This is a genomic window from Halomonas sp. GXIMD04776 (assembly GCF_049808615.1).
Taxonomy (GTDB): Bacteria; Pseudomonadota; Gammaproteobacteria; order Pseudomonadales; family Halomonadaceae; genus Modicisalibacter.
Genome location: NZ_JBNCAN010000001.1, coordinates 58,866 through 81,104, shown reverse-complemented (window position 1 = coordinate 81,104; position 22,239 = coordinate 58,866). Strand labels below are relative to the sequence as shown.

20 protein-coding genes are annotated in these 22,239 nt (G+C 60.2%); 13 read left to right on the top strand and 7 right to left on the bottom strand.

The features are described from left to right. Positions 1 to 152 precede the first annotated feature (152 nt). The gene (gene coq7 / locus ACPF7Z_RS00365) at positions 153 to 794 is read left to right on the top strand and encodes a 2-polyprenyl-3-methyl-6-methoxy-1,4-benzoquinone monooxygenase (protein WP_425191174.1); all 642 of its coding nucleotides are present in this window, start codon (positions 153 to 155) and stop codon (positions 792 to 794) included. Between the two features lie 95 nt (positions 795 to 889). Here the strand turns inward: coq7 and speD are convergent, their stop codons facing one another. The 4 genes from speD to ACPF7Z_RS00345 all read right to left on the bottom strand — a co-directional run bounded on the left by speD (position 890) and on the right by ACPF7Z_RS00345 (position 4,120). Further along, positions 890 to 1,684: an adenosylmethionine decarboxylase gene (speD, locus tag ACPF7Z_RS00360; protein ID WP_425191173.1), complete on the bottom strand. Its 795-nt coding sequence runs from the start codon at positions 1,682 to 1,684 to the stop codon at positions 890 to 892. 222 nt (positions 1,685 to 1,906) lie between these two features. Further along, positions 1,907 to 2,326 carry an OsmC family protein gene (locus tag ACPF7Z_RS00355; RefSeq protein WP_425191172.1) on the bottom strand — a complete coding sequence of 140 codons (420 nt, stop codon included), beginning with the start codon at positions 2,324 to 2,326 and terminating at the stop codon, positions 1,907 to 1,909. Positions 2,327 to 2,411: 85 nt separating this feature from the next. Beyond that, positions 2,412 to 3,083, bottom strand: coding sequence for an N-acetylmuramate alpha-1-phosphate uridylyltransferase MurU (gene murU, locus ACPF7Z_RS00350; protein ID WP_425191171.1), 672 nt, complete (start codon positions 3,081 to 3,083; stop codon positions 2,412 to 2,414). After that, the gene (locus tag ACPF7Z_RS00345; RefSeq protein ID WP_425191170.1) at positions 3,080 to 4,120 is read right to left on the bottom strand and encodes an aminoglycoside phosphotransferase family protein; all 1,041 of its coding nucleotides are present in this window, start codon (positions 4,118 to 4,120) and stop codon (positions 3,080 to 3,082) included. Before ACPF7Z_RS00345 ends, murU begins: the two co-directional genes overlap by 4 nt. A gap of 299 nt (positions 4,121 to 4,419) precedes the next feature. Between ACPF7Z_RS00345 and ACPF7Z_RS00340 the strand changes: the two genes are divergently transcribed. The 9 genes from ACPF7Z_RS00340 to ACPF7Z_RS00300 are packed head-to-tail and all read left to right on the top strand — an operon-like array spanning position 4,420 to position 13,898. Further along, the gene (locus tag ACPF7Z_RS00340; protein WP_425191169.1) at positions 4,420 to 6,840 is read left to right on the top strand and encodes an LPS-assembly protein LptD; all 2,421 of its coding nucleotides are present in this window, start codon (positions 4,420 to 4,422) and stop codon (positions 6,838 to 6,840) included. Positions 6,841 to 6,859: 19 nt separating this feature from the next. Further along, positions 6,860 to 8,179 (top strand): peptidylprolyl isomerase, encoded by a 1,320-nt coding sequence (locus ACPF7Z_RS00335; protein ID WP_425191168.1) that lies wholly within the window; start codon positions 6,860 to 6,862, stop codon positions 8,177 to 8,179. Then, on the top strand, positions 8,176 to 9,189 hold the full coding sequence (gene pdxA / locus ACPF7Z_RS00330; protein WP_425191167.1) for a 4-hydroxythreonine-4-phosphate dehydrogenase PdxA: 1,014 nt from the start codon (positions 8,176 to 8,178) through the stop codon (positions 9,187 to 9,189). Before ACPF7Z_RS00335 ends, pdxA begins: the two co-directional genes overlap by 4 nt. A 39-nt stretch (positions 9,190 to 9,228) precedes the next feature. Further along, on the top strand, positions 9,229 to 10,032 hold the full coding sequence (rsmA, locus tag ACPF7Z_RS00325; RefSeq protein WP_425191166.1) for a 16S rRNA (adenine(1518)-N(6)/adenine(1519)-N(6))-dimethyltransferase RsmA: 804 nt from the start codon (positions 9,229 to 9,231) through the stop codon (positions 10,030 to 10,032). Next, positions 10,029 to 10,412: a Co2+/Mg2+ efflux protein ApaG gene (apaG, locus tag ACPF7Z_RS00320; protein WP_425191165.1), complete on the top strand. Its 384-nt coding sequence runs from the start codon at positions 10,029 to 10,031 to the stop codon at positions 10,410 to 10,412. Before rsmA ends, apaG begins: the two co-directional genes overlap by 4 nt. Positions 10,413 to 10,452: 40 nt before the next feature. Then, positions 10,453 to 11,277: a symmetrical bis(5'-nucleosyl)-tetraphosphatase gene (locus tag ACPF7Z_RS00315; RefSeq protein WP_425191164.1), complete on the top strand. Its 825-nt coding sequence runs from the start codon at positions 10,453 to 10,455 to the stop codon at positions 11,275 to 11,277. A 22-nt stretch (positions 11,278 to 11,299) separates the two neighbouring features. After that, positions 11,300 to 11,641 (top strand): thiosulfate sulfurtransferase GlpE, encoded by a 342-nt coding sequence (gene glpE / locus ACPF7Z_RS00310; RefSeq protein ID WP_425191163.1) that lies wholly within the window; start codon positions 11,300 to 11,302, stop codon positions 11,639 to 11,641. Then, positions 11,638 to 12,777: a polynucleotide adenylyltransferase gene (locus ACPF7Z_RS00305; protein ID WP_425191162.1), complete on the top strand. Its 1,140-nt coding sequence runs from the start codon at positions 11,638 to 11,640 to the stop codon at positions 12,775 to 12,777. The genes glpE and ACPF7Z_RS00305 overlap by 4 nt, the downstream gene beginning before the upstream one ends. A gap of 47 nt (positions 12,778 to 12,824) precedes the next feature. After that, positions 12,825 to 13,898 (top strand): NAD(P)H-dependent flavin oxidoreductase, encoded by a 1,074-nt coding sequence (locus ACPF7Z_RS00300; protein ID WP_425191161.1) that lies wholly within the window; start codon positions 12,825 to 12,827, stop codon positions 13,896 to 13,898. A 16-nt stretch (positions 13,899 to 13,914) separates the two neighbouring features. Here the strand turns inward: ACPF7Z_RS00300 and folK are convergent, their stop codons facing one another. Together folK and folB are read right to left on the bottom strand one after the other, a co-directional pair. Beyond that, complete coding sequence (gene folK, locus ACPF7Z_RS00295; protein WP_425191160.1) at positions 13,915 to 14,421, bottom strand: 2-amino-4-hydroxy-6-hydroxymethyldihydropteridine diphosphokinase; 507 nt, start codon at positions 14,419 to 14,421, stop codon at positions 13,915 to 13,917. Next, on the bottom strand, positions 14,418 to 14,774 hold the full coding sequence (gene folB / locus ACPF7Z_RS00290) for a dihydroneopterin aldolase (protein WP_425191159.1): 357 nt from the start codon (positions 14,772 to 14,774) through the stop codon (positions 14,418 to 14,420). The genes folK and folB overlap by 4 nt, the downstream gene beginning before the upstream one ends. Positions 14,775 to 14,861: 87 nt before the next feature. Between folB and plsY the strand changes: the two genes are divergently transcribed. After that, positions 14,862 to 15,497, top strand: coding sequence for a glycerol-3-phosphate 1-O-acyltransferase PlsY (plsY, locus tag ACPF7Z_RS00285; RefSeq protein WP_425191158.1), 636 nt, complete (start codon positions 14,862 to 14,864; stop codon positions 15,495 to 15,497). A gap of 65 nt (positions 15,498 to 15,562) precedes the next feature. Continuing rightward, a complete protein-coding gene (locus ACPF7Z_RS00280; RefSeq protein WP_425191157.1) occupies positions 15,563 to 20,704 on the top strand; it encodes a RecQ family ATP-dependent DNA helicase in 5,142 nt (1,713 codons plus the stop codon). On the opposite strand, the gene tsaD is transcribed toward ACPF7Z_RS00280, so the two are convergent. After that, a complete protein-coding gene (tsaD, locus tag ACPF7Z_RS00275; protein ID WP_425191156.1) occupies positions 20,688 to 21,716 on the bottom strand; it encodes a tRNA (adenosine(37)-N6)-threonylcarbamoyltransferase complex transferase subunit TsaD in 1,029 nt (342 codons plus the stop codon). The two genes, ACPF7Z_RS00280 and tsaD, sit on opposite strands and share 17 nt — an antisense overlap. A gap of 271 nt (positions 21,717 to 21,987) precedes the next feature. Between tsaD and rpsU the strand changes: the two genes are divergently transcribed. Further along, positions 21,988 to 22,203 carry a 30S ribosomal protein S21 gene (gene rpsU / locus ACPF7Z_RS00270; RefSeq protein WP_089726707.1) on the top strand — a complete coding sequence of 72 codons (216 nt, stop codon included), beginning with the start codon at positions 21,988 to 21,990 and terminating at the stop codon, positions 22,201 to 22,203. Positions 22,204 to 22,239 lie beyond the last annotated feature (36 nt).

The window sequence follows — 22,239 nt, the reverse complement described above, 5'->3', positions numbered from 1 at the left end:
TTAGTTTTTTTAGTTATATGACCTGAATGTGAGCCGTATGCGTCGAGTTGCAGCGCCAAATCAGCCTGAACGTGTCCGTTTGAAACCAACCTTCGCTTCTGCTCCTTGCATGGCTCGTCTACAATGAGTGACGCACTTCCCGGGAGTTCATCATGGATCGCAAGCTCACCCGCACCGACAATCTGATTCATCAATTCGATACCATCCTGCGCACGCTGGTGCCGCATGCTGCCCAGTCATCCCGCCCCTCGCCGGCCACGGGCCAGCAGGACGTCGAAATGAGCGAAAGCGAGCGCAGCCAGGCTGAAAGCCTGATGCGTATCAACCATACCGGTGAGGTCTGTGCTCAGGCGCTTTATCAAGGTCAGGGGCTGACCGCCAAGCTGGCGGACACGCGCGCACAGATGGAGAAAGCCGCGCAGGAAGAAGTCGATCATCTCGCCTGGTGCGATGCGCGGCTCACGGAACTCAATGGTCGTACCAGCTATCTTAATCCGCTGTTCTATGCCTCCTCCTTCGGTATGGGCGCGCTGGCCGGCGCGGTGGGTGACAACATCAGTCTAGGGTTCGTTGCCGCTACCGAGGAGCAAGTGGGACGGCATCTCGATAGTCATCTGGATCGGCTGCCCAGTGGCGATCGGCGTTCCCGCGCCATTCTCGAGCAGATGCGCGAAGACGAGGCGCACCATGAGCATTGGGCACTGGAGGCCGGTGGCAGCCGTTTCCCGGCACCGGTCAAGCTCGGCATGCGATTGGTGTCGAAGGTGATGACGCTGAGCGTATCTCGCCTATAAGCGACGCAGCGCGTACCAAGTACAAAGCCCGCGCCATTTCAATGTCGCGGGCTTTGTTACAAGGGTATGAGCCAGGCATTCTCGCGCTGGCCGAGTCAATCCAGATTTCGCGAATAGAAGATCTCGAGCATCTCCTTGCGTAGTCGGCTCTCGATGTCCCTGGCTTCCTCGAAGGTCAGATCGCGGCGCGAAGTGCCGAAGAGGTAGTTGTCGAGGTTGAAGTCCTTCAGGAGCATCTTGGTATGGAACATGTTCTCCTGATAGACATTGACGTCGACCATCTGGTAGGCGTGCTTGGTATCGTCCGCCAGATAATCCTGGATCGAGGTGATGTCGTGATCAATGAACAGCTTGCGACCATCCACGTCCCGAGTGAAACCGCGTACCCGGTAATCGGTGGTGACGATATCCGAGTCGAAGCTATGAATCAGGTAGTTCAACGCCTTGAGCGGACTGATCATGCCACAGGTCGACACATCGATATCCAGGCGAAAGGTACTGATGCCGTTGTCCGGGTGGGATTCCGGATAGCTGTGCACCGTGACATGGCTCTTGTCCAGATGGCCGACAACGGCCTGAGGTAGTGGGCCGGGACCGGGTTCGGTGTGTTCCACGTCGGCATCGTCGAGTTCATGCTCGGCGATCAGGATGGTCACGCTGGCGCCGTGAGGCTCGTAATCCTGGCGGGCGATATTGAGCACATGCGCGCCGATGATATTGGTGACATCCTTGAGTATCTGAGTCAGGCGCTCGGCGTTGTAGAGTTCATCGATGTAGTCGATGTAGGCTTTGCGCTGCTCTTCCGTCTTGGCGTAGCAGATATCGTAGATGTTGAAGCTCAAGGAGCTGGTCAGGTTGTTGAACCCGTGGAGTCGGAGATTTCCACTCACGTCCGAACCTCCCAATCGATCAAAGGATGACTATCCGGCGAGCGGGCGCCGGAACCGGGACAAGACAAGCCGCGACGATACGTCTGTTGTGGTAAGGCGAAGAAACGCTCGCTACCGACCTGACCTGAAGAGAAGGCGCGTATTATGCACAGCCTGCGCCAATGACGCACTCGTGTGGCGTAAAAAAATTGCGCCGGAACTCAGACATGCGCGCATACCCGTCTAGGCATCGACGATCTCGTAGGAATGGGACACCTCGACGCCGCCACGAGTCAGCATGATCGAGGCACTGCAGTACTTTTCTGCCGAAAGTTCGACGGCGCGCTTGACCTGGCTCTCCTTGAGACCCTGACCGGTGACGGTGAAGTGCACATGAATCTTGGTGAATACGCTGGGTACGCTGTCGGCACGTTCGGCCTCGAGGCTGGCGGCGCAGTCGCTCACCGGGGCCCGGGATTTCTCGAGAATCTCGAGCACGTCGAAGGCAGTGCAGGCACCCATGCCCATCAGCAGCATTTCCATGGGACGCGGTCCGGTGTTGCGTCCTCCATGATCCGGCGGACCATCGATCACCACGCTGTGACCACTGCCGGCTTCGGCGACGAATTGACGACCCTCGGTCCATTTGACGCTGGCTTTCATAAGCTCTTTTCTCCACTGCGAGCGTTGACGTGAGAAGCAGCATAGCACTTGCGCGCCGGCCCTCGTTAAGTGGTCATCCTGAAGTTCATTCTGATCTCCGTCGCAGCCAGGCATCCAATGCTCGCAGCCGCTCCGGGGTGCCCACATCGACCCAGGGTCCGCGGTGATGACATCCGCCGACACGATTCTCGGCCATGGCATCACTCAGTAGTGGCGCCAGCTTGAAGACTCCCGGGGGCTGATCGGCGACCAGGGCTGGATCGAGCAGGCTGATGCCGGAGTAGGTGAGGCGTGGCTGGCCGTTGTTGTGTACGCGACCATCGGCATCGAGATGAAAATCCCCGCTGGTATGATGATCCGGGTTGTCGATCAGCACTAGGCGGGCCAGGTCGTCGCTCAAGGGCGCGAGCCAATCTCGGTCGAGGTCGCACCAGACATCGCCATTGACCAGCAGGAAAGGCGCGTTGCCGAGTAGTGGCAGCGCCTGGCGGATGCCGCCACCGGTTTCCAGCGGCGTGTCCTCCCGGCTCCATCGAATGCGCACACCGTGCTGGCGGCCGTCGCCCAGGGTCTCGATGATCTGCTCGGCAAGGTGGCTGACATTGATGACGATGTCCTCGATGCCGGCGGCGGCCAGGCGCTCGAGATGATGCACGATCAGCGGTTTGCCGCCGACCTCGAGCAGGGGTTTCGGGGTGTGGTCGGTGAGGGGGCGCATGCGGGTGCCAAGTCCCGCGGCGAGAATCATTGCCTTCATGCGCCCGCTCCTGAAATGCCGCGCGTCGTCAGCTTGCGTTCCAAGGACGGAGTGAAGACGTCATCGAGCCAGTCGACAAACTCGTCGAACTCCGACCAGGGCGTCAGGCTGTCGCGCAGATGGTTCAGAAAGTGGGGCAGGCGTGCCAGATAGCCTGCTTTGTCATCGCGCAGGGTCAAACGGCAGAAGATACCCAGTACCTTTAGGCAGCGTTGGGCGGCCATGGTGTCGGCCAGATGCAGGAAGCTGTCGCTGTCGACACTGGCCCTGAGGCGTCCGTCCACGATGGCCTGGCGTCGGAACGCTTCCAGCCAGGCGGTGTAGCGCTCCCGGGAAAAACGGCAATAGCGTCCGCGTAGCAACGAAACCGGATCGTAGGTAATGGGCCCATGTACCGCATCCTGAAAGTCGATCAGCCAGAGTCGGTCATCGTGCAGCATCAGGTTCATGGCATCGAAATCCCGGTGCACTGCCGCCATGGGCTGACCCAGAGCCAGATCGATCAGGCGCTGATGCAAGACCGGCCAGCAGGCCGGTGGCGCGATATCGAGTAGCTTCTCCAGACACCAGTCGGGAAACAGGTCCAGCTCTCGGGCGAGCAGGCTGGAGTCGTAGACCGGCAAGCCTGTGCAGGGTGCGCGGTTCTGTAATGTAGTGATCAGATCCAGCGCGCGGTCATGCCAGGACAGGCTCGCCGCACTCTCGCACTCGCCAAGAAACAGGTGCAAGGGGGCGTCGCCCAGATCCTCGAGTTCGATGAAGCCACCAGGAAGATGGGTGGCGTGGATGGCGGGTACCGGTAATCCGGCATTGCGCCAGGCTTCGGCGATAGCGACGAAGGGTTGGCTATTTTCTTTTTCCGGTGGTGCATCCATGAGAATGCGGGTACGGCCTCCCTCCAGCCACAGCCGGAAGTAACGACGAAAGCTCGCATCGCCCGCCGCCAGTTCCAGGCGCGCATCCGAAGGGAGACGATGACGGGCGGTCGCCCACTCGCGTAGGGTATCCAGGCGGTCGGTCTCTCCAGCGTTGGACATAGGGACTCCTTGGTTGACGGGGATAATTGGCCACCGCATGCTGAGAGGGTGTTTACAAAACGCCTGCACTCGGCAATACAGCGTTGAAATTGTCCTCAAAATGCTCATTTACCCCGTGTAAACTGCGCTTTTTCGTTCAATTTCGCCTTGTCTTGCCTTCGTTCGCCTGTTTTGTAAACACCCTCTGGGGACAGCTTAGCTTTACATTCTCTGTTTTCACCGCCAGGTCATCGAGAACAAGACGTGTGGCTAAGGGACTGTATAATACCGATTCCAACCGCCAAGGACACCGAGGACCCATGGGCAAGCGATTGTTGTGGACTGCCCTCGCCGGCCTGGTCACGAACAGTGCTCAGGCCGCACCGCCGCCGACACTACCGGCAGATCAGCTCGATTGGCAGGCCTGGGGCGACGATGCCCCCGCCGGCGCCATTTGTCGAGGCCGCTACGTCATGCCGGACTATCGACTTGCTCCCGGCAAGACGCCTCGGGAGGTACTGTCGTCATCCGATAGCGCCGAGTACGGCAAGCAGGGCGAAACATTGCTGCGCGGCGACGTCATATTACGCCGCAATGCCAGCCAGCTCGAGGCGTCCCAGGTGCGAGTCAACGCCGCTCGGGATACGGTATTTGCAGAAGGACCGCTGACGCTGCGCGACCAGGGGTTAATGGTGCGAGGCGGCGCGGCCCAGTTGGCCCTCGACAGTGATGCCGCCCAGGTCGACAGTGCGCATTACGTGGCCCATGAGCAACGTCTGCGTGGCGACGCCCAGCGTCTGGCACGCCTCGAAGATGGTCGTTATCGCTTGACCGACGCCAGCTTCACCACCTGCGAACCCGATAGCCGGTTGTGGCGATTGATCGGCAGCGATGTCCTGCTCGATCGTGAGAAGGGCGTGGGTACCGCCACCAATGCGCGCCTGGAGGTTGGCCGGGTACCGGTTTTCTACTGGCCCTGGGTGCGCTTTCCTATCGATGATCGGCGTCAGTCCGGTTTTCTATGGCCGACCCTGGGCTTTTCCGGGGACTCCTTCGATTACGCGCAACCGTATTATTTCAACCTGGCCCCCAACTACGATGCCACCCTGACGCCGCGCTGGCTGAGTAATCACGGACTATTGCTGGGGGGTGAGTTTCGTTACTTGTTCTCCGAGGACGTGGGGCAGATCGAGGGGGCTTATCTGTCCAGCGACGAGGGTGGTGACAACGACAATCCCAACGATCCCAGGGACGTTTTCGAAGGTGAGGATCGCTGGTACGTGGATTACGCCCACAGCGGGCGGTTCACCCCACGACTGCGCTATGACCTGCGCTACGGAGCCGCCAGCGATGGGCGCTACTTCGAGGATTTCGGGCGCAATTTCGCCGAAAGCGATACCGAGTATCTCTCTCGCCTGGCCCAGCTCAGCTACACCGGTTCTACCTGGTTTCTCGAAGCCAAGACCCAGGGCTACCAGAAAATGGAGTTTCCGCTGTCAGATAGCGATAAGCCGTTCTACCGTCTGCCGAGCTTGACCGCCAACGCCGGCTGGTCCCAGGACAACGGCCTGTATCAGCAGTGGCGCTCCAACGCGACCTACTTCTGGCGTGATGTCAACGAGAGCCGGGTGCCGATAGCGGAATCGGCGACCGGCTCACGGGTTCACCTGGCGCCGGCGGTCGGTTGGCGCAACGACGTTCCCTGGGGCTTTCTCGAACCGCGCTTCGAGCTTTTGCAAACCGCTTATGAATTGGATTACGGCCAGCGCAATACCGATCGCGATATCGATCTGACACGTACCGTGCCGGTCGGCTCGATGGACAGCGGCCTGATCTTCGAGCGTGATCTGCGTGCGTTCGAGTCCGACTGGCGCCAGACGCTGGAGCCGCGTCTTTACTACGCTTACGTGCCGGAGCGCGACCAGAGCGAGTTCCCGGATTTCGATACCGACGAGCGCGCCTTCTCCTACAGCCAGCTGTGGTCGCCCTATCGCTTTACCGGCGCCGATCGGATCGGCGATGTCAACAAGGTGTCCTATGGCGTGGCGACCCGTTTTCTCGAGGATGACAGCGGTCGCCAGCGTCTATCGCTGGGGGTAGGGCAGAGTGCCTACTTCGAGGATCGCAATATCGACATGAACGGCGATCCGGACACACTGCCCGATCGGGAGACCAACTTCGAGCGCTGGTACAATGCCACTCGGGATCGCTCGCCGGTGGTCACCCAGCTCGACTGGCAGATCACCGATCGCTGGAGCACGCGCTATGAATGGTTCTACGACCCGGATCGCGAACTCACCGAGCGCACGGCAAGCTATGTGCGCTACCGCGATCCTGCCGGCCACGTGCTCAACCTGGGCTACCGCTGGCAGCTCGAGGGCTTCGATCCCTCCGGCGACCCTGAGGACCAATTGAGCTACGATCGCGAGGAGTACGATGTCTCCTTCGCCTATCGAGCCAGCCCGAGTCTGGATCTGATCGGTCGCTTCACCTACGACAATACCAACGACCGCTCCCTGGAACAGTTGGCCGGCGTGCAATGGAACGATTGCTGTTACGGGGTCCAGGTCGCCTGGCGTGAATGGATCGAGGACAATGATACCGCCAATACCATCGAAGACGACTATACCGATCGTGGGCTCTTCCTGAGTTTTGTATTCAAGGGGCTGGGCGGCGTCGGTCAGGGAACCGATGCCTTCTTCGAGGAGTCCATTCCCGGTTATCAACCGACACAATTCTAGATAGCAAGTGAGGTTTTGCATGGGCAAACGCATGTTTGCATCGCTGGGCTCGACATTAGCCCTGTCACTGGTACTGGCATTGAGTGCCACTGGCCAAGCGCTGGCCGCCGAGCCGTTGGATCGTATCGTGGCGGTCGTCAACGACGACGCCATCATGGCCAGTGAGCTGGAAGACCGTGTCATCCAGACGCGCAGCCAACTCTCCAGTCGCAACATTGCCCTGCCCGATGAAGCGGCACTGCGCAGCCAGGTACTGGAGCGCATGATCGTCGAGCAGATCCAGTTGCAGATGGCCGAAAAGGCCAACCTGTCCGTGGACGATACCGAGCTGAATCGGGCGGTGCGTTCCATTGCTCAGAACAATGGCATGAGCCTCGATCAATTCGCTGATGCCCTGGAGGCGGATGGCCTTTCCCTGGCGGTGGTGCGCGAGCAGGTTCAACGTGAGATGCTGATGCGCGAACTGCAGCAGCGCCGCGTTGCCAGTGGCATCAATGTTTCCGACCGTGAAATCCAGCGCTATATCGACCAGCAGGGCAGTAGTGACAATACCCGTTACCGTCTTAGCCACATTCTAGTAGGGTTGCCCCAGTCGCCGAGCCCGGAGCAGGTACAGTCGGCACAGCGCGAGGTTCAGGCGCTGTATCAGCAGCTGCAGTCCGGCGCCGATTTTGCCGAGCTGGCCGCGGCGCAGTCCGATGGATCCAACGCCCTGGAAGGCGGGGACCTGGGCTGGCGGCGCGCCGCCGAGATTCCTGCTGGGTTTGCCGATGTGATTCCACAGTTGAATGTCGGGCAGGTGAGTGAGCCGATTCGAAGTCCCAACGGCTTTCACCTGATCAAGCTGCAGGCGCAGGAGGGTGGTAACGCTCAGCAGCAGGCCGTCGTCGACGAGCAGCGCGTGCGTCACATCCTCATCGAGACCAATCCCAACCGTGATTCGCAGCAGGCCGAGGCCCTGGCGGAACAGGCGCGCCAGCGTATTGCTTCCGGTGAAGATTTCGCACGTGTCGCCCAGGAGGTCAGCGACGATCGCGGTAGCGCCCTCAACGGTGGCGATCTGGGCTGGGTACGTCCCGGACAAATGGTGCCTGGCTTTGAGGAAGCCATGAACTCGCTGTCCGTGGGCCAGGTCTCCCAGCCGGTGCGCTCACGCTTTGGCTATCACTTGATCGAAGTGCTCGAGCGGCGTCAGCAAGATGTCACCAACGAGGCTCAGCGCGAACAGATACGTCAGACGCTGTTCCAGCGCAAGGTCAACGATGAGCTGGAAACTTGGATGCAGCAGATTCGCGCCGAGGCCTACGTCGATAATCGTCTGGAACAAGACGCCGGATGAGTACGCCGGTGCTGGCGCTGACCACCGGCGAACCGGCCGGTATTGGTCCCGACCTGCTCCTGATGCTGGCCGCCACACACAAGGCCCTGCCGGGCCGTATCGTGGCGGTGGGCGATCCTGACATGCTGGCCCAGCGGGCTGCTCAATTGGGGCTCGAGGTAGAGTGTCGCGTGCTCGGTGAGCAGGACGCAGTGCCGGTCCCGCGTCCCGGAATCTTGCCGGTATGGCCGGTAGCGCTTCAAGTACCTGTCGTGCCGGGCCGACTCGACTCTGGTAACGCGGACTATGTGCTTGACGTACTCGACCTTGCGATTGATGCCTGTCGTCGGGGCAGGGCTCAGGCCATGGTCACCGCGCCGCTGCACAAGGGCGTGATCATCGAGGGGGGGCATCCGCAGTTCACCGGCCATACCGAGTACCTACGTGATGCCTGTGGAATCGAAGAGGTGGTGATGATGCTCGCCACCCGTGCCACCGGCAAAGAGCTGCGGGTGGCGCTTGCCACCACGCACTTGCCGCTGCGCAAGGTGGCCGAGGCCATCACGGTCGATGGATTGTGCCGGGTGCTGCGCATTCTCGACGACGATCTCAAGCATCATTTTGGCGTCCCACAACCGCGTATCGCTGTCTGTGGCCTCAATCCGCATGCCGGTGAAGGTGGGTATCTAGGGCGCGAGGAGATCGATATCCTGATTCCGGCATTGACGCGACTACGTGAGGAGGGGTTGGTCCTCGACGGCCCCTTGCCCGCGGACACACTTTTCACCCCCAAACATCTTGACGGCGTCGATGCGGTATTGGCCATGTATCATGATCAAGGGCTACCAGTGTTGAAGTACGCAGGCTTTGGTCGCGCCGCCAATATCACGCTGGGGCTACCCATTGTGCGCACCTCCGTGGATCATGGCACCGCCCTGGATCTGGCCGGCAGCGGCAAGGCCGATACCGGCAGCCTGTACGAGGCTCTCGAGGTAGCGGTCAAAATGGCCAACGCCTCTCGCCCCCATTGATTGATTGGCAGGCTACTATAGCAAGGACACTTTTTTCGTATGGCATCTCGCCCTCCAACACCTCGTGCGCGCAAGCGTTTCGGCCAGAATTTCCTGCGCGACCCGGGTATCATTTCACGCATCGTGGGGGCTATTGCGCCGCGTCCCGAGCAGCGGTTGATCGAAATCGGTCCCGGCCAGGGTGCCTTGACCGAGCCACTGCTCGAGGCCACGGGAAAACTCGAAGTGATCGAGCTCGACCGTGACCTGATTCCTGGCTTGCGCGTGCAGTTTTTCAACTACCCGGATTTCGTGATCCATGAAGGCGACGCATTGACCTTCGACTTCGCCGCACTCCGAGGGGATGGGCCGCCGCTGCGTATAGCGGGCAATTTGCCCTACAATATTTCCACACCGCTGATCTTTCATCTGCTCGCGACGCGGGGTGCGGTAGCCGACATGCATTTCATGCTGCAAAAAGAGGTGGTCGAGCGCCTGGCAGCGACGCCGGGCAGTAGTGATTGGGGACGCCTGTCGATCATGGCGCAGTATCACTGTCAGGTGGACTCCTTGTTTCTCGTGCCGCCGGAAGCCTTCACGCCGCAGCCCAAGGTCGAATCGGCCATCGTTCGTCTAGTGCCGCACGAGACGCTGCCGCATCCAGCCGCGGACGAAGTTCTGTTTGCCGACATCGTGCGCGAGGCGTTCGGTCAGCGGCGCAAGACGCTGCGCAACAATCTCAAGCAGCGACTCGATGTGGCCACTCTCGAGGCCTTGGGGGTCGATCCGGGGCGGCGGCCGCAGACGCTGAGCGTGGCCGAGTTTGTGGACATCGCCAACCACCTGGCGGGGGAGGGTGTATGAACGAACGCGCCCAGGACGTACACGTCGAGGTGGAGCCGACCTACCGCGCCGATGAGTCGTCGGTGGCCGAGCAGCGTTTCGTGTTCAGCTACACCATCACCGTTCACAACCACTCCACACATTCGATACAACTCCTGGCGCGCTACTGGAAAATCACCCAGGGTAGCGGCAAGGTCCAGGAAGTGCGCGGCAAAGGGGTGGTCGGCAAGCAGCCCATGATCGGACCGGGACAGACCTTTCGCTATACCAGTCGTGCGGTGCTCGACTGTCCGGTCGGTGTCATGGAGGGGACTTATACCTGTGTGGATACCGCTGCGCATCGGTCCTTCGAAGTCGCTATCGCACCCTTTCGCCTGGCGGGCCCCAATCAGGTGCATTGATTGCCGTTCATCTTCTTCACGATTTTTTGATAGGAGACCCATGACCACCTATGCCATCGGGGACCTTCAGGGTTGCCACAATGAATTCGTCGCTCTGCTCGAGCGTTTGAGCTTCGACCCGCGCCGGGATAGCCTGTGGCTGGCCGGCGATCTGGTCAACCGCGGGCCCGGCTCTCTGGCCTGTTTGCGCGAGGTTCGCGATCTGGGCGGCGCGGCGCGGGTGATTCTGGGTAACCATGACCTGCACTTGCTGGCAGTCGCCCGAGGCCGGGCGACGCCCAAGCGTTCGGATACCCTGGAGGATATACTCGCCGCGCCGGATCGTGAGACGCTGCTCGACTGGTTGCAGGCCCTGCCTTTATGGGTCGACGATGGCAGCGCCAGTGATCGGTGCACGCTGATGACCCATGCCGGGGTGTTGCCTCACTGGTCCCTCGACCAGGCGCGGAGGCTGGCCGAAGAGGCGGAAGCGGTACTGCGCGGTAACGAAAGCGGAGCCTTCCTGGAGTGCATGTACGGCAATGCGCCGGCGCGCTGGGAAGACGACCTGGAGGGTATCGATCGCCTGCGGATGATCGTCAACGTCTTTACCCGCATGCGCTTCATCGCCGCCGACGGCACCCTGGATTTCGACGCCAAGGAAGGGCTCGATTCGGCACCGCCGGGGTTCAAGCCCTGGTTTACCTTTCCCCGAGATGATGATCCGCGCTTCATCTTCGGCCATTGGGCCGCATTGCAGGGGCGTACTCCCAATGCCGCTGTACGGGTCGAGGCATTGGATACCGGGTGCGTCTGGGGCGGCAGCCTGACGGCGCTGAACCTCGACAACGGCGAACGGGTCAGCGAACCTAGCCAGCAAGGTTAATTACATCACGCAGAAGGTGCTCATGAGCCAATCTTTCGAACATCTCGCCTTTGATCATCTCGATCAGGCCACCCTCAAGGCGTGGCTGGACGATGCTCAGCCGCTCACCCTGGTGGATATTCGTGACCCCTTGAGCTATGCCCAGGGCCACATACCCGGGAGTCGTCACCTCGACAACACCACGGTAGGCGATCTACTGGCTGATACCCCTCGCGAGCGTGCGCTGGTGGTGGTGTGCTATCACGGTCATTCCAGTCAGCAGGCGGCGAGTTGGCTGGTCGGGCAGGGTTTCGAGCAGGTCTACAGCCTGGACGGCGGTTTCGTCGACTGGGAAGTCAGACATCCTCAGCGAGTTGCACGGTGACATCCCAGGATCCAGTCATCCAGGGGCTCGAGGTCTATCGCGTCGGCGGGGCGGTGCGCGATGCGCGCCTCGGTTGGCCGGTGGTCGACCAGGACTGGGTGGTGGTCGGTGCGACGTTTGAGGCTATGCGCGAGCGTGGCTTCAGGCCGGTCGGGCGGGATTTTCCGGTGTTCCTGCATCCGGTCACGCAGGAGGAGTATGCGCTGGCCCGCACCGAGCGCAAGCAAGGCCATGGCTATACCGGCTTCGAGGTCCATGCGAACCCCGAGGTGACGCTGGAAGAGGATCTGGCCCGGCGCGATCTGACCATCAACGCCATGGCCGAAACCCTCGACGGTGAACTGATCGACCCGTTCAACGGTCTTGAGGATCTCGACGCAAGGATACTTCGACATGTGTCGCCGGCGTTCATCGAGGACCCGTTGCGAGTACTGCGCACCGCACGCTTTCTGGCCCGCTACCAGGGACTGGGGTTTGTCATCGCCGACGAGACCCTGGCCTTGATGCGTCAGCTTGCGGTGAATGGCGAGATCGCGCATCTGGTCGCCGAGCGCGTCTGGCAGGAAACCGAGAACGCGCTGGGCGAGCCCCATCCACAAGCCTACTTCGAGACACTGCAAGACTGTGGGGCGCTCAAGGCCTTGATGCCCGAGCTTGCAGCGGACGACGCCGAGCTAACGTCGGCCCTGGCGCGAATGGCGCGCCTGCCAGAAGACAACGGGCATCTGGCTCGTTGGCGCTGGGCACGACTCTGCGAACATCTCGATGAGCCATCGCGTCAGGCGCTTGAAGAGCGTCTGCGCATCCCCAACGCCTGGCGAGATCTGGCGCGACAGGTGAGGCTGACCCGGGAACTTCGTGACGAGGCCGCCGAACGCACGCCGCAAGCCGAGCGGGTCCTGCGCTGGCTGAACGCCATCGACGCCTGGCGGCGCAGCGAGCGGGTCGCGCCCTTGCTTTCCCTGGTGAGTCTCCAAGACGAAACACTGGCCGCAGACCTGTCCTTGGCCTGGCGGCTGGCGTCCCAGGTATCGCCGCGTCAACTCGTCGACGAGGGATTCAAGGGCGGCAAGTTGGGTCAGGAGCTGGCCCGGCGTAGGCAAGCCGAGATCGAGGCGGCTCTGGCGGGCGATTGATAGACTCACTACGCTTTCGTTCATCATCTATCGACAAAGGAATCGCCATGCAGCCTACCAGAAAATTTCTCGAACGATTGGGTATCCGCCATCCCATCATTCAAGCGCCGATGGCGGGTGTTGCCACGCCTGCGTTGGCGGCGGCGGTGTCCAATGCCGGTGGTCTTGGTTCGTTGGGGATCGCTACCAGCACGACCGCTAAGGCTCGCCAAATGATCGAGCAGACCCGCGCCTTGACCGAACGACCGTTCAACGTGAACCTGTTCTGCCATGCGCCCGCAAAGCGCGACGCCGAGAGAGAGACGGCCTGGCTTGAGCATCTTGCCCCGCTGTTCGCCGAGGCTGGATTGGAATTACCCAGTGCCCTTGACGAAATCTACACGTCCTTCATCGATAACACCGAGACGTTCGAGATGCTGCTCGAACTGAAACCCGCTGTGGTCAGCTTCCATTTCGGCCTGCCTTCGGCCGATCGTATCGCCTCACTGCGCAATGCCGGCATCTACACGATGGCGACGGCCACCTGCCCCCGTGAGGCAAGGTTGGTCGAGCAGGCGGGAATAGACGCCATCGTGGCTCAAGGCATCGAAGCCGGCGGGCATCGAGGCATTTTCGATCCAAGCGCGACCGATGAATGCTTGAGCACGATGGTGCTCGTTCGGTTGCTGTCGCGTCAGACGGCGCTGCCCATCATTGCGGCAGGCGGCATCATGGATGGCTATGCCATCAAGTCGGTGCTGGATCTCGGTGCGACGGCTGTTCAGCTCGGGACGGCGTTCATACGGTGCCCGGAGTCCTCGGCGAATGACGCCTACCGCGAGAGTCTGAAAAGCGAGCGGGCGACACAAACCCGGCTAACCAAGGTGTTATCCGGGCGGCCTGCACGAGGCATGGTCAATCGACTGATTGCTTTCGGCGAGTCGGAAGGCAGCCCGCCGCCCGCCGACTATCCGCTTGCCTACGATGCGACCAAGCGCCTCAACGCGGCCGCCTCACAACTCGGAAATCACGAGTTTGCCGCCCAGTGGGCGGGCCAGGGGGCGCCACTAGCGCGGGAATTATCGGCAGCGGAGCTGGTTGCGTTGCTTCTGGAAGAGAGCGAAATGCTGCCAACGTCATGACGTCAACCAGGGAAGCTCAGTCGGTCTGGGAAATGACCTGCCCTCGCCACGTGAAGTGCACCGGCCACAGTTGCTGCTCTCCCAGGTCGAAATTCGCCCAGAGCTCGGCATAGCGTTGGCCGGTGATCGGATGGCACTCGTTCGGCAGCAGTTCCGCCAGTGGTTTGAGCACGAAGGCGTAACGCAGGATATCGGCGTGGGGCAGCGTGACACCATTGATGCAACCGACTAGATCGCCCACGCTGAGCAGGTCGATATCCAAGGGCACCGGGCCCTGGTCGGTTCGACCGTTGGCCTGTTCCGTGTGTTTGCACCACGTCTTCAATTCGCCGACCGGGGCTTGGCTTTCGAAGGTCACCACCAGGTTATAGACGTTTCCACCCTCTTGAGTGCCGACCCGCTTGCTTTCGAACACCCGGGAAATGCGCAGGTCGCCGAACTCGGCCGATAACGCATCGAGACAAGCACCGATATGGCGCTCTCGATCAATGTGACTGCCGATGCCGACGATGACTTGTGTCATTCGCGTTTCCCACGTTCGATGCACACACCAACGGCAGCAGCTTCCGCCACGGCGCCGGGCTTGCGTAGCGTCAGGCGCAGCCAGGGGATGGCGAAATCTTCGCATAACAAAGTAGCCAAGCGCTCGGCAAAGGTCTCCACCAGCTCGAAGTGGCTAGCGTCGGCGAATTCGCCGATGCGCGCGCTGATGGCGGCATAATCCAGGGTCTTGGTCAGATCATCCTGTGCCGCAGCGGGGCGAATATCGGTGCCCATTTCCAGGTCCAGCACCAGTCGCTGACGGATGCTGCGCTCCCAGTCATAAGCCCCGATGACGGTTTCGACGCGCAATCCTTCGATCAGTACAAGATCCACATCCCTATCCTTTGGCGATGAACAAAGCTTCGATTGTAAGGCAGCGAGGTGGCAGAATCATGGCTTCGTTCCGTTGTCGAAGGCTTCATGTCGCTTTCCTCGTTGTTCACGACTACCGCTTGGCAGACTGGCTTACTGATGGGGCTGGGCTATCTATGCGCCTCTTGCCTGGGCGCGGTATGGATATGCCGCCGAACCGGCGTTGCCGATCCGCGCCTGAGAGGGTCCTGTAATCCCGGGTTTTCCAATGTGCTGCGGCTATATGGTAAACGCCTGGCCCTGGCGACGTTAGCCTTCGATGCCGCCAAGGGGATGCCGGCGCTATGGCTGACAAAGAGTGCAGGTTTGCCGATCTGGGCCCAGGGGTTGGTTGGCCTGAGCGTGCTATTGGGTCACAGCTATCCCGTCTGGCATCGTTTTCGCGGAGGTAAAGCGGTAGCGAGCGCCTTTGGCGTATTGCTGGTGCTGACGCCCCCGGTGGCCCTGCTGTGTGCCACATGCTGGACACTGCTTGCCTGGCGAGTGCGCACCGCTGCCATCGCGTCCCTGGCCAGCGCCACCCTGGCGCCTTTGGCCAGCGTCTGGCTGGCTCAGGACTACGTATGGGTCATCATCGCTTTTACGCTGCTGGTGCTGGTGCGCCATGTCCTGAATATTCGGCAACTAGGTAGCGGCGACGAACCGCGCATCTCGAGAAGAAAACCTGTTGATCCTCCGCTCTAATCAAGGCTTTCTAAATAAAATGCTTATGCTATAACGTTCCTGAATATCAGGAGGAATGATGCTGGATGGTACCGTGCTCTTGGCAAAAAGGTCTGATCTTTGATCTGGAAGTGACCCCTGAGAAGCCGGGTCGTCCAGCACAGATATTCAAGCTCGGTGCCCTGCGAATCGATACCGGCGACACCCTTGAGCTGGATACTGGCAAAGATGTCGAGGGCGCTTTGCGCCAATTGGATGAGCTGGCAACGGGGGCGGAGTTTCTGCTTGGGCACAACGTGTTCGAACATGATTTGCCTATTCTGCGACAGGTAGCACCCTCCCTTGATCTACTTGCCTTGCCCGCGCTGGATACATTGCGTCTGTCGCCGCTGGCGTTTCCTCAAAACCCTTATCATCGGCTGATCAAGGATTACAAACTGATCCGTGACAGCCTCAACTCTCCGTTGGCTGACTGCCGCTCGACATTGACGCTCTTCGGCGATCAGCAAACCGCACTTCGCCGCCTGGGCCAGACACACCAGGATGAACTGCTCTGTTATCAGGCGCTGGTCGGAAATTCGGGCGCATGGGGGAGCCTCTTTTCAGCGCTGAGTGGCCAAGCAACACCATCAGTGGATGCCGTGGGGCTGCTGTTGCCGAAGCTGTTGCGGGAAACGGACCCTACTCTGAGTCGTGATCTGAAAGTATGCCGAAGCCGTCTGGCCCGACTCATCGACAATGACCTTGCGCAAGTCGAATTGCACTGGCCCCTGGCCTATGTACTGGCGTGGCTGCGGGTCTCGGGGGGTAACTCCGTGTTGGCGCCCTGGGTTCGGCATCAGTTTCCCGAAGTGTCTCGCCTGATCCATGAACTGCGGGATACCCCTTGCGGAAACTCAGCCTGTGAATACTGTTGCACGGTGCACGACCCCCGCCATGAACTGAAGCGCTATTTCGGCTTCGAGGATTTTCGGCGCGAGCCGGAGGGCGACAGCCCTCAGCACGACATCACCCTGGCCGGTATGCGAGACGAGTCGGTGCTGGCGGTGCTGGCGACCGGTGGCGGCAAGTCCGTGTGCTACCAGTTGCCGGCCTTGAACCGCTATCATCGCAACGGCAGCCTGACGATACTTATTTCTCCCCTGCAGTCGCTGATGAAAGACCAGGTGGATGGCCTTCTGGAACGCAATATTTCCTGTTCCGCCGCCCTCAACGGCCTGCTGACCATGCCCGAACGGGCTGAAGTCCTGGAAAAGATCCAGTTAGGCGACGTGGGTATTCTACTGGTCTCTCCGGAACAGTTTCGCAATAAGGCATTTCGCCGCGCCATCGAGAACCGCCAAATCAGTGCCTGGATCTTCGATGAAGCGCATTGTCTATCGAAGTGGGGCAACGATTTTCGTCCAGACTACCTCTATGCCGCGCGCTTCATTCGTGAATTTACCGGCCAAGCGACTCAGGCGCCGATAGGCTGCTTTACGGCTACTGCCAAACAGGATGTGCTTGACGATATCCGCGAGCATTTCCGGGAGGAGTTGGGCACCGCCTTCAAGGAGTTTCTCGGCAAACCGGATCGGGTCAATCTCGAGTTCGACGTTCTGCCCGTTACCCCCGGGGAGAAATGGCCCTGCATTCAGCAACTGCTCGAACAGGCGCTTACTGACCGCGAGGGGGGCGCAGTGGTGTTCGTGGCCAGCCGCAGCAAGGCGGAACAGCTGGCGGAATTTCTGGCCCATCAGGACTGGGCGTGTCGATACTTCCATGCTGGCCTGCAGCCTCATGAGAAGAAGGACATACAGGATGCCTTCAAGGCGGGAACCCTGCGTCTGATCGTCGCCACCAATGCCTTCGGCATGGGCGTGGACAAGCCGGATGTCCGTCTGGTCATTCATGCGGACATTCCTGGCTCCCTGGAAAACTATCTTCAGGAGGCGGGCCGAGCAGGACGGGATCAGCAGCAGGCCCGCTGCGTGCTACTTTACGACCCCCAGGACATCGAAACCCAGTTCGGTCTCAGCGAGCGAGCCAAGCTTAGTCTGCGCGATATTCAACAGATCCTGCGCAAGGTGCGCCTGGAGAGTCAGCAACGCCAAACGCAGCGGTTGGTCATTACTGCAGGAGAAATCCTTCAGGATGAACAAGTAACCACCAGCTTCGAGATCGAGGACAGCAACGCGGAAACCAAGGTGGTGACCGCCATTGCCTGGCTGGAAAGGGGCGATTTCCTGCGCCGGGAGGAGAACCATACGCGGATCTTTCCCGCTCGACTTACCTTGGCTCGTGAGGAAGCCGAGCTGCGCTTGAACAAGGCCAAGCTATCCCAGCGTCGCAGAGAGGAGTTTCTGGTCATCCTGCGCTATCTGTACGAGGCGGAAGCGGATGAACGCATCAATACCGACCATCTCATGAGCCTGACCGGGCGCTCTTCCGAGGAAGTGAGTGCCGCACTGAGACAGCTCGAACAGCTCAATCTGCTTGAGAATGACACCCAGCTGACGATCTATTTGCGTCACAAGGTGGCGGGACACGCGCGTGCTCGGCTCGATAAGACCCTGAGCCTGGAGAAGGCGCTGATCGACGAACTCCGCGAGCAGGCCCCCGATGCGGATCAGGGCGGTTGGCAGGATATTGCGTTGGTTGCCTTGACCGCACGGTTGCGGGATAGAACAGATAGACAAGACCTGCTCCCCCTGCATCTTCTGCAATTGCTGCGCAGCCTGGCCAAGGACCGAGACGGCGATAGCCAGCAGCGCAGCAGCATAGAGCTGCGCCAGATCAACCGAGACTATCTCAAGCTGCGCATCCGCGGTGGTTATACCTGGTGGCAGGTCCAGAAACTAGGAGAGAAGCGTCGTGATCTCGCCGGAGTGGTGATGCCTTTCCTTGTGGGCAAGCTACCCGACGACGCTCGTGGCAAGGATTTGCTGGTGCGCACCACTTTCGGCGAGTTGCTGCAACTGATCGACAAGGATCTGCATCTCAACGCCACCATAAAGCCGGATCAGCGGCGTCGTTCTCTGGAGCATGTGCTGCTCTACCTTCATCAACAGGAGGTGCTGACCCTCAACCACGGCATGACCGTGATGCGTCGTGCCATGACGTTGGAAATCAACCGCGAAAAGCAGCAGAACTATCTCAAGAAGGATTATCAAAGGCTTGACGAGCATTACCGGGAAAAGCGCATCCAAGTGCATGTGATGCGAGAGTATGCGGAAGTTGCGCTCAAGGAAATCTCGAGGGCGCTAGAGTTGGTGCGCCATTATTTCGAGGAAACCAAGCAGGATTTTCTTCGGCACTATTTCGCGGGCAAGACGAGCGTGCTCAAGCTGGCTACCAGTGAAGCTTCCTGGCACGCCATCGTCGGTGGACTCAACGACACACAAAAAGCCATCGTTACCGACGAGGAGGATGGCAATCGTCTTATCCTCGCCGGCCCAGGCTCCGGCAAGACCCGTGTGGTGGTGCATCGCGTCGCCTATTTGTTACGCGTGCGGCGTATTCCCGCCAGTAGCATCATTGCGCTGACCTTCAATCGCCACGCCGCCAATGAGATTCGCCAACGGCTCCTTGAACTGGTAGGCAACGAAGCCTATGGGTTGACTGTGCTCACCTACCACGCCATGGCCATGCGCTTGACCGGCGTTAGTTTTACGCGGCGCGATACGATCGCCAAGGATGAGCTGGATGGCTTGCTCGAGGAGGCTGCGGCACTTCTGGAAGGAAAGCGTATCCTCGATGGCGAGGATGATCTGCGCGAGCGTCTGCTGCGAGGATATCGGTACATCCTGGTGGATGAATACCAGGACATCGACGAGCGTCAGTATCATCTGGTTAGCAGCCTGGCCAAACGCCACAGCGACAATGACCAGGCGCTATGCATTCTCGCCGTGGGGGATGACGATCAGAACATCTACCAGTGGCGGGGCGGCAACAATCGCTATATCGAACAGTTTCGCGAGGAATATCAGGCCTCTACCAGCTATTTGATCGAAAACTACCGCTCCAGCAAGGCGATCATCGAGGCTGCCAATCATCTGATCGAGTGCAATCCGGCGCGCATGAAAGCCAGGCAGCCAGTACGCGTCGATGCTCGACGTGAAGAGCTTTCCGCTACCGGTCGCTGGCAGAACCTGGATAATCAGCGCAAGGGGCGGGTGTTGTGCCTGACGCTGCCACCGGAAGATAGCGCGAGCGGTAATTTGCAGGCCCAGGCGGCGCTTGGGGAGCTTCGCCGTCTACTTGCCCTGGAAGGCCGCGACGACTGGCAGGATTGCGCCGTATTGGCTCGTACCCATCGCTGTCTCTGGCCGTTACAGGCCTGGTGCGAGCGCGAGCATGTGGACTATTTTCTCGCAGCGGACAAGCAAGGCACCGCACCTCTGACTCGCCAGCGCGAATTCCTCGACGTGGTCAGGTGCTTGGGTGCCGGGGATGAAGCGACTCTGGAACTAGTTCAATTGCCTGGCATGCTCAAATCCCTGAGTCTGGATGGGTCATGGCGATGCTTTTTCGAGACCGCCTTTGCGCAACTCCTGGGCGAGTTCGGCGATAATCGCCTGGCACCCAAGACTCTGGTCGATTGGCTATACGACTATGCTCACGACATGCGTCAGCAGCCGCGCCCAGGCCTTTTCCTGGGCAGCGTGCACGCCGCCAAAGGACTCGAGTTTCGTCATGTGGTGGTCCTCGATGGTGGTTGGAACCAGCGCCTCGACCAACTGCCTGAGGAGCGTCGCCTCTACTATGTCGCCATGACCCGCGCCGAAGAGACCCTGACGCTCTGTGCCTACGGCTCGGATAACATCTTTACGCGTGATGTGGCTGAATGTGCTGAAAGGCGCCCATTCCAGGGATGCCATGATCCCTCTTTGGACGTGCGCTATCGTTTGCTTGGCATGCAGGATATCGATCTCGGCTACGCGGGGCGCCAGAGCGAGCAGGCAAGCATCCATCACGCTATTCGTGAGGCGCGGCCCGGCGATGCTCTGCGCCTGGATTTCTCGGGAGATCGTTATCTGATTCGTGACCGGCAAGGCCGGATCCTGGGGCGCACTGCCAAGGCTTTTCATCTTGACTGGAAGCCGGCTCATTGCGAGGTGGAGGCCATCGTCACTCGCTACGCGGAGGACGGAGAAGAGTCGTATCGTAATGCCATGCGATGCGCCAGTTGGGAAGTCGTCTTGCCACGAATCAAAAGCCATCCGTTGGCAGCTAAGCAGGCAGTTTAAGACTTTCCAGCGGCCAGCGCGGTACCGCCTTCATGGCACTGTCGTCGCGCTCTCCGGCAAGCAAGCGTTGGGCACCCACATAGGCAATCATTGCACCATTGTCGGTACAGAAACGCCCGCGAGGGTAATAAGCACGCGCGTCGCGCTTGCGCACTTCGATGCCCAGGCGTTCGCGCAGTCGCGTGTTGGCACTGACGCCGCCGGCGACCACCAGGCGCTTCAGGCCGGTCTGGTCCAGCGCCCGACGGCACTTGATCACCAGGGTATCGACCACCGCATCCTCGAAGGCCCGGGCGATATCGGCGCGCCCCTGATCGTCGAGTTCGTTCGCCTCGCGCAGGGCATTGGCGGTGGTCAGGGTATGGGTCTTGAGTCCCGAGAAGCTGAAGTCGAGCCCGGGTCGATCGGTCATCGGTCGCGGGAAGCGAAAGCGCTTTGGATCGCCTTGCTCGGCAAGTCGCGCTACCTCGGGCCCACCGGGATAGGCCAGTTCGAGCATCTTGGCGGTCTTGTCGAAGGCTTCGCCGGCGGCATCGTCCACGGACTCCCCCAGCAGCCGGTACTGACCCAAGCCGCCGACTTCGACCAGTTGCGTATGCCCGCCGGAGACCAATAGGGCGATGAAGGGGAACTCGGGGGCTTCGTCCTCGAGCATGGGCGCGAGCAGATGGCCTTCCATGTGATGCACCCCCAGCACCGGTATATCGAGTGCCTTGGCCATACCATGGGCTGTGGCGGCGCCCACCATCAGGGCGCCTACCAGGCCGGGACCGGCGGTATAGGCGATGCCATCGAGATCACGCCGGGTGAGCTTGGCATCATCGAGCACTTCCTGAATCAGCGGTAATAGCTTGCGGGTATGGTCACGGGAGGCCAGTTCCGGCACCACACCGCCATACTCGGCGTGCATGGCAATCTGGCTATAGAGTGCATCCGCCAGCAGGCCGCGATCGGTATCGTAGAGGGCGACACCGGTTTCGTCGCAGGAAGTTTCTATCCCCAGTACGCGCATGATGATTGGCTCGTCGATTCTTGAAGGCGCTTATGGTAAGGCTTTTGGTTCGTTGTCGGCAGGGGGTGGAGCAAATCGATTTGCAAAGCGCCATGCCGACGACTAGAATACTTCGCTCTGTAAGACTGGGTCGTGCGTCCAGCGGTCGTTAAGAACTCTTTGCATTTGCGTTGGTCGTTTGCCCATTATGCAAGCGGGCAGTCGCGATGCCCAACGGCGCTCCATATGCACGTCAAACCGAACTCATGATTTCAAGGTAGGTGAGTGCTTAATGCCTTCTGTTAAAGTACGCGATAACGAGCCGTTCGACGTCGCCTTGCGTCGTTTCAAGCGTTCCTGCGAAAAAGCCGGTGTGCTGTCCGAAGTACGTCGTCGCGAGAACTATGAAAAGCCGACTGCAGTACGCAAGCGTAAGGCTGCAGCAGCAGTCAAGCGTCACGCCAAGAAGTTGCAGCGTGAGCACAAGCGTTTCGAACGGTTGTATTGATCCGTACTGGGGGTAGCGTGCTACCCCAGAGGGATG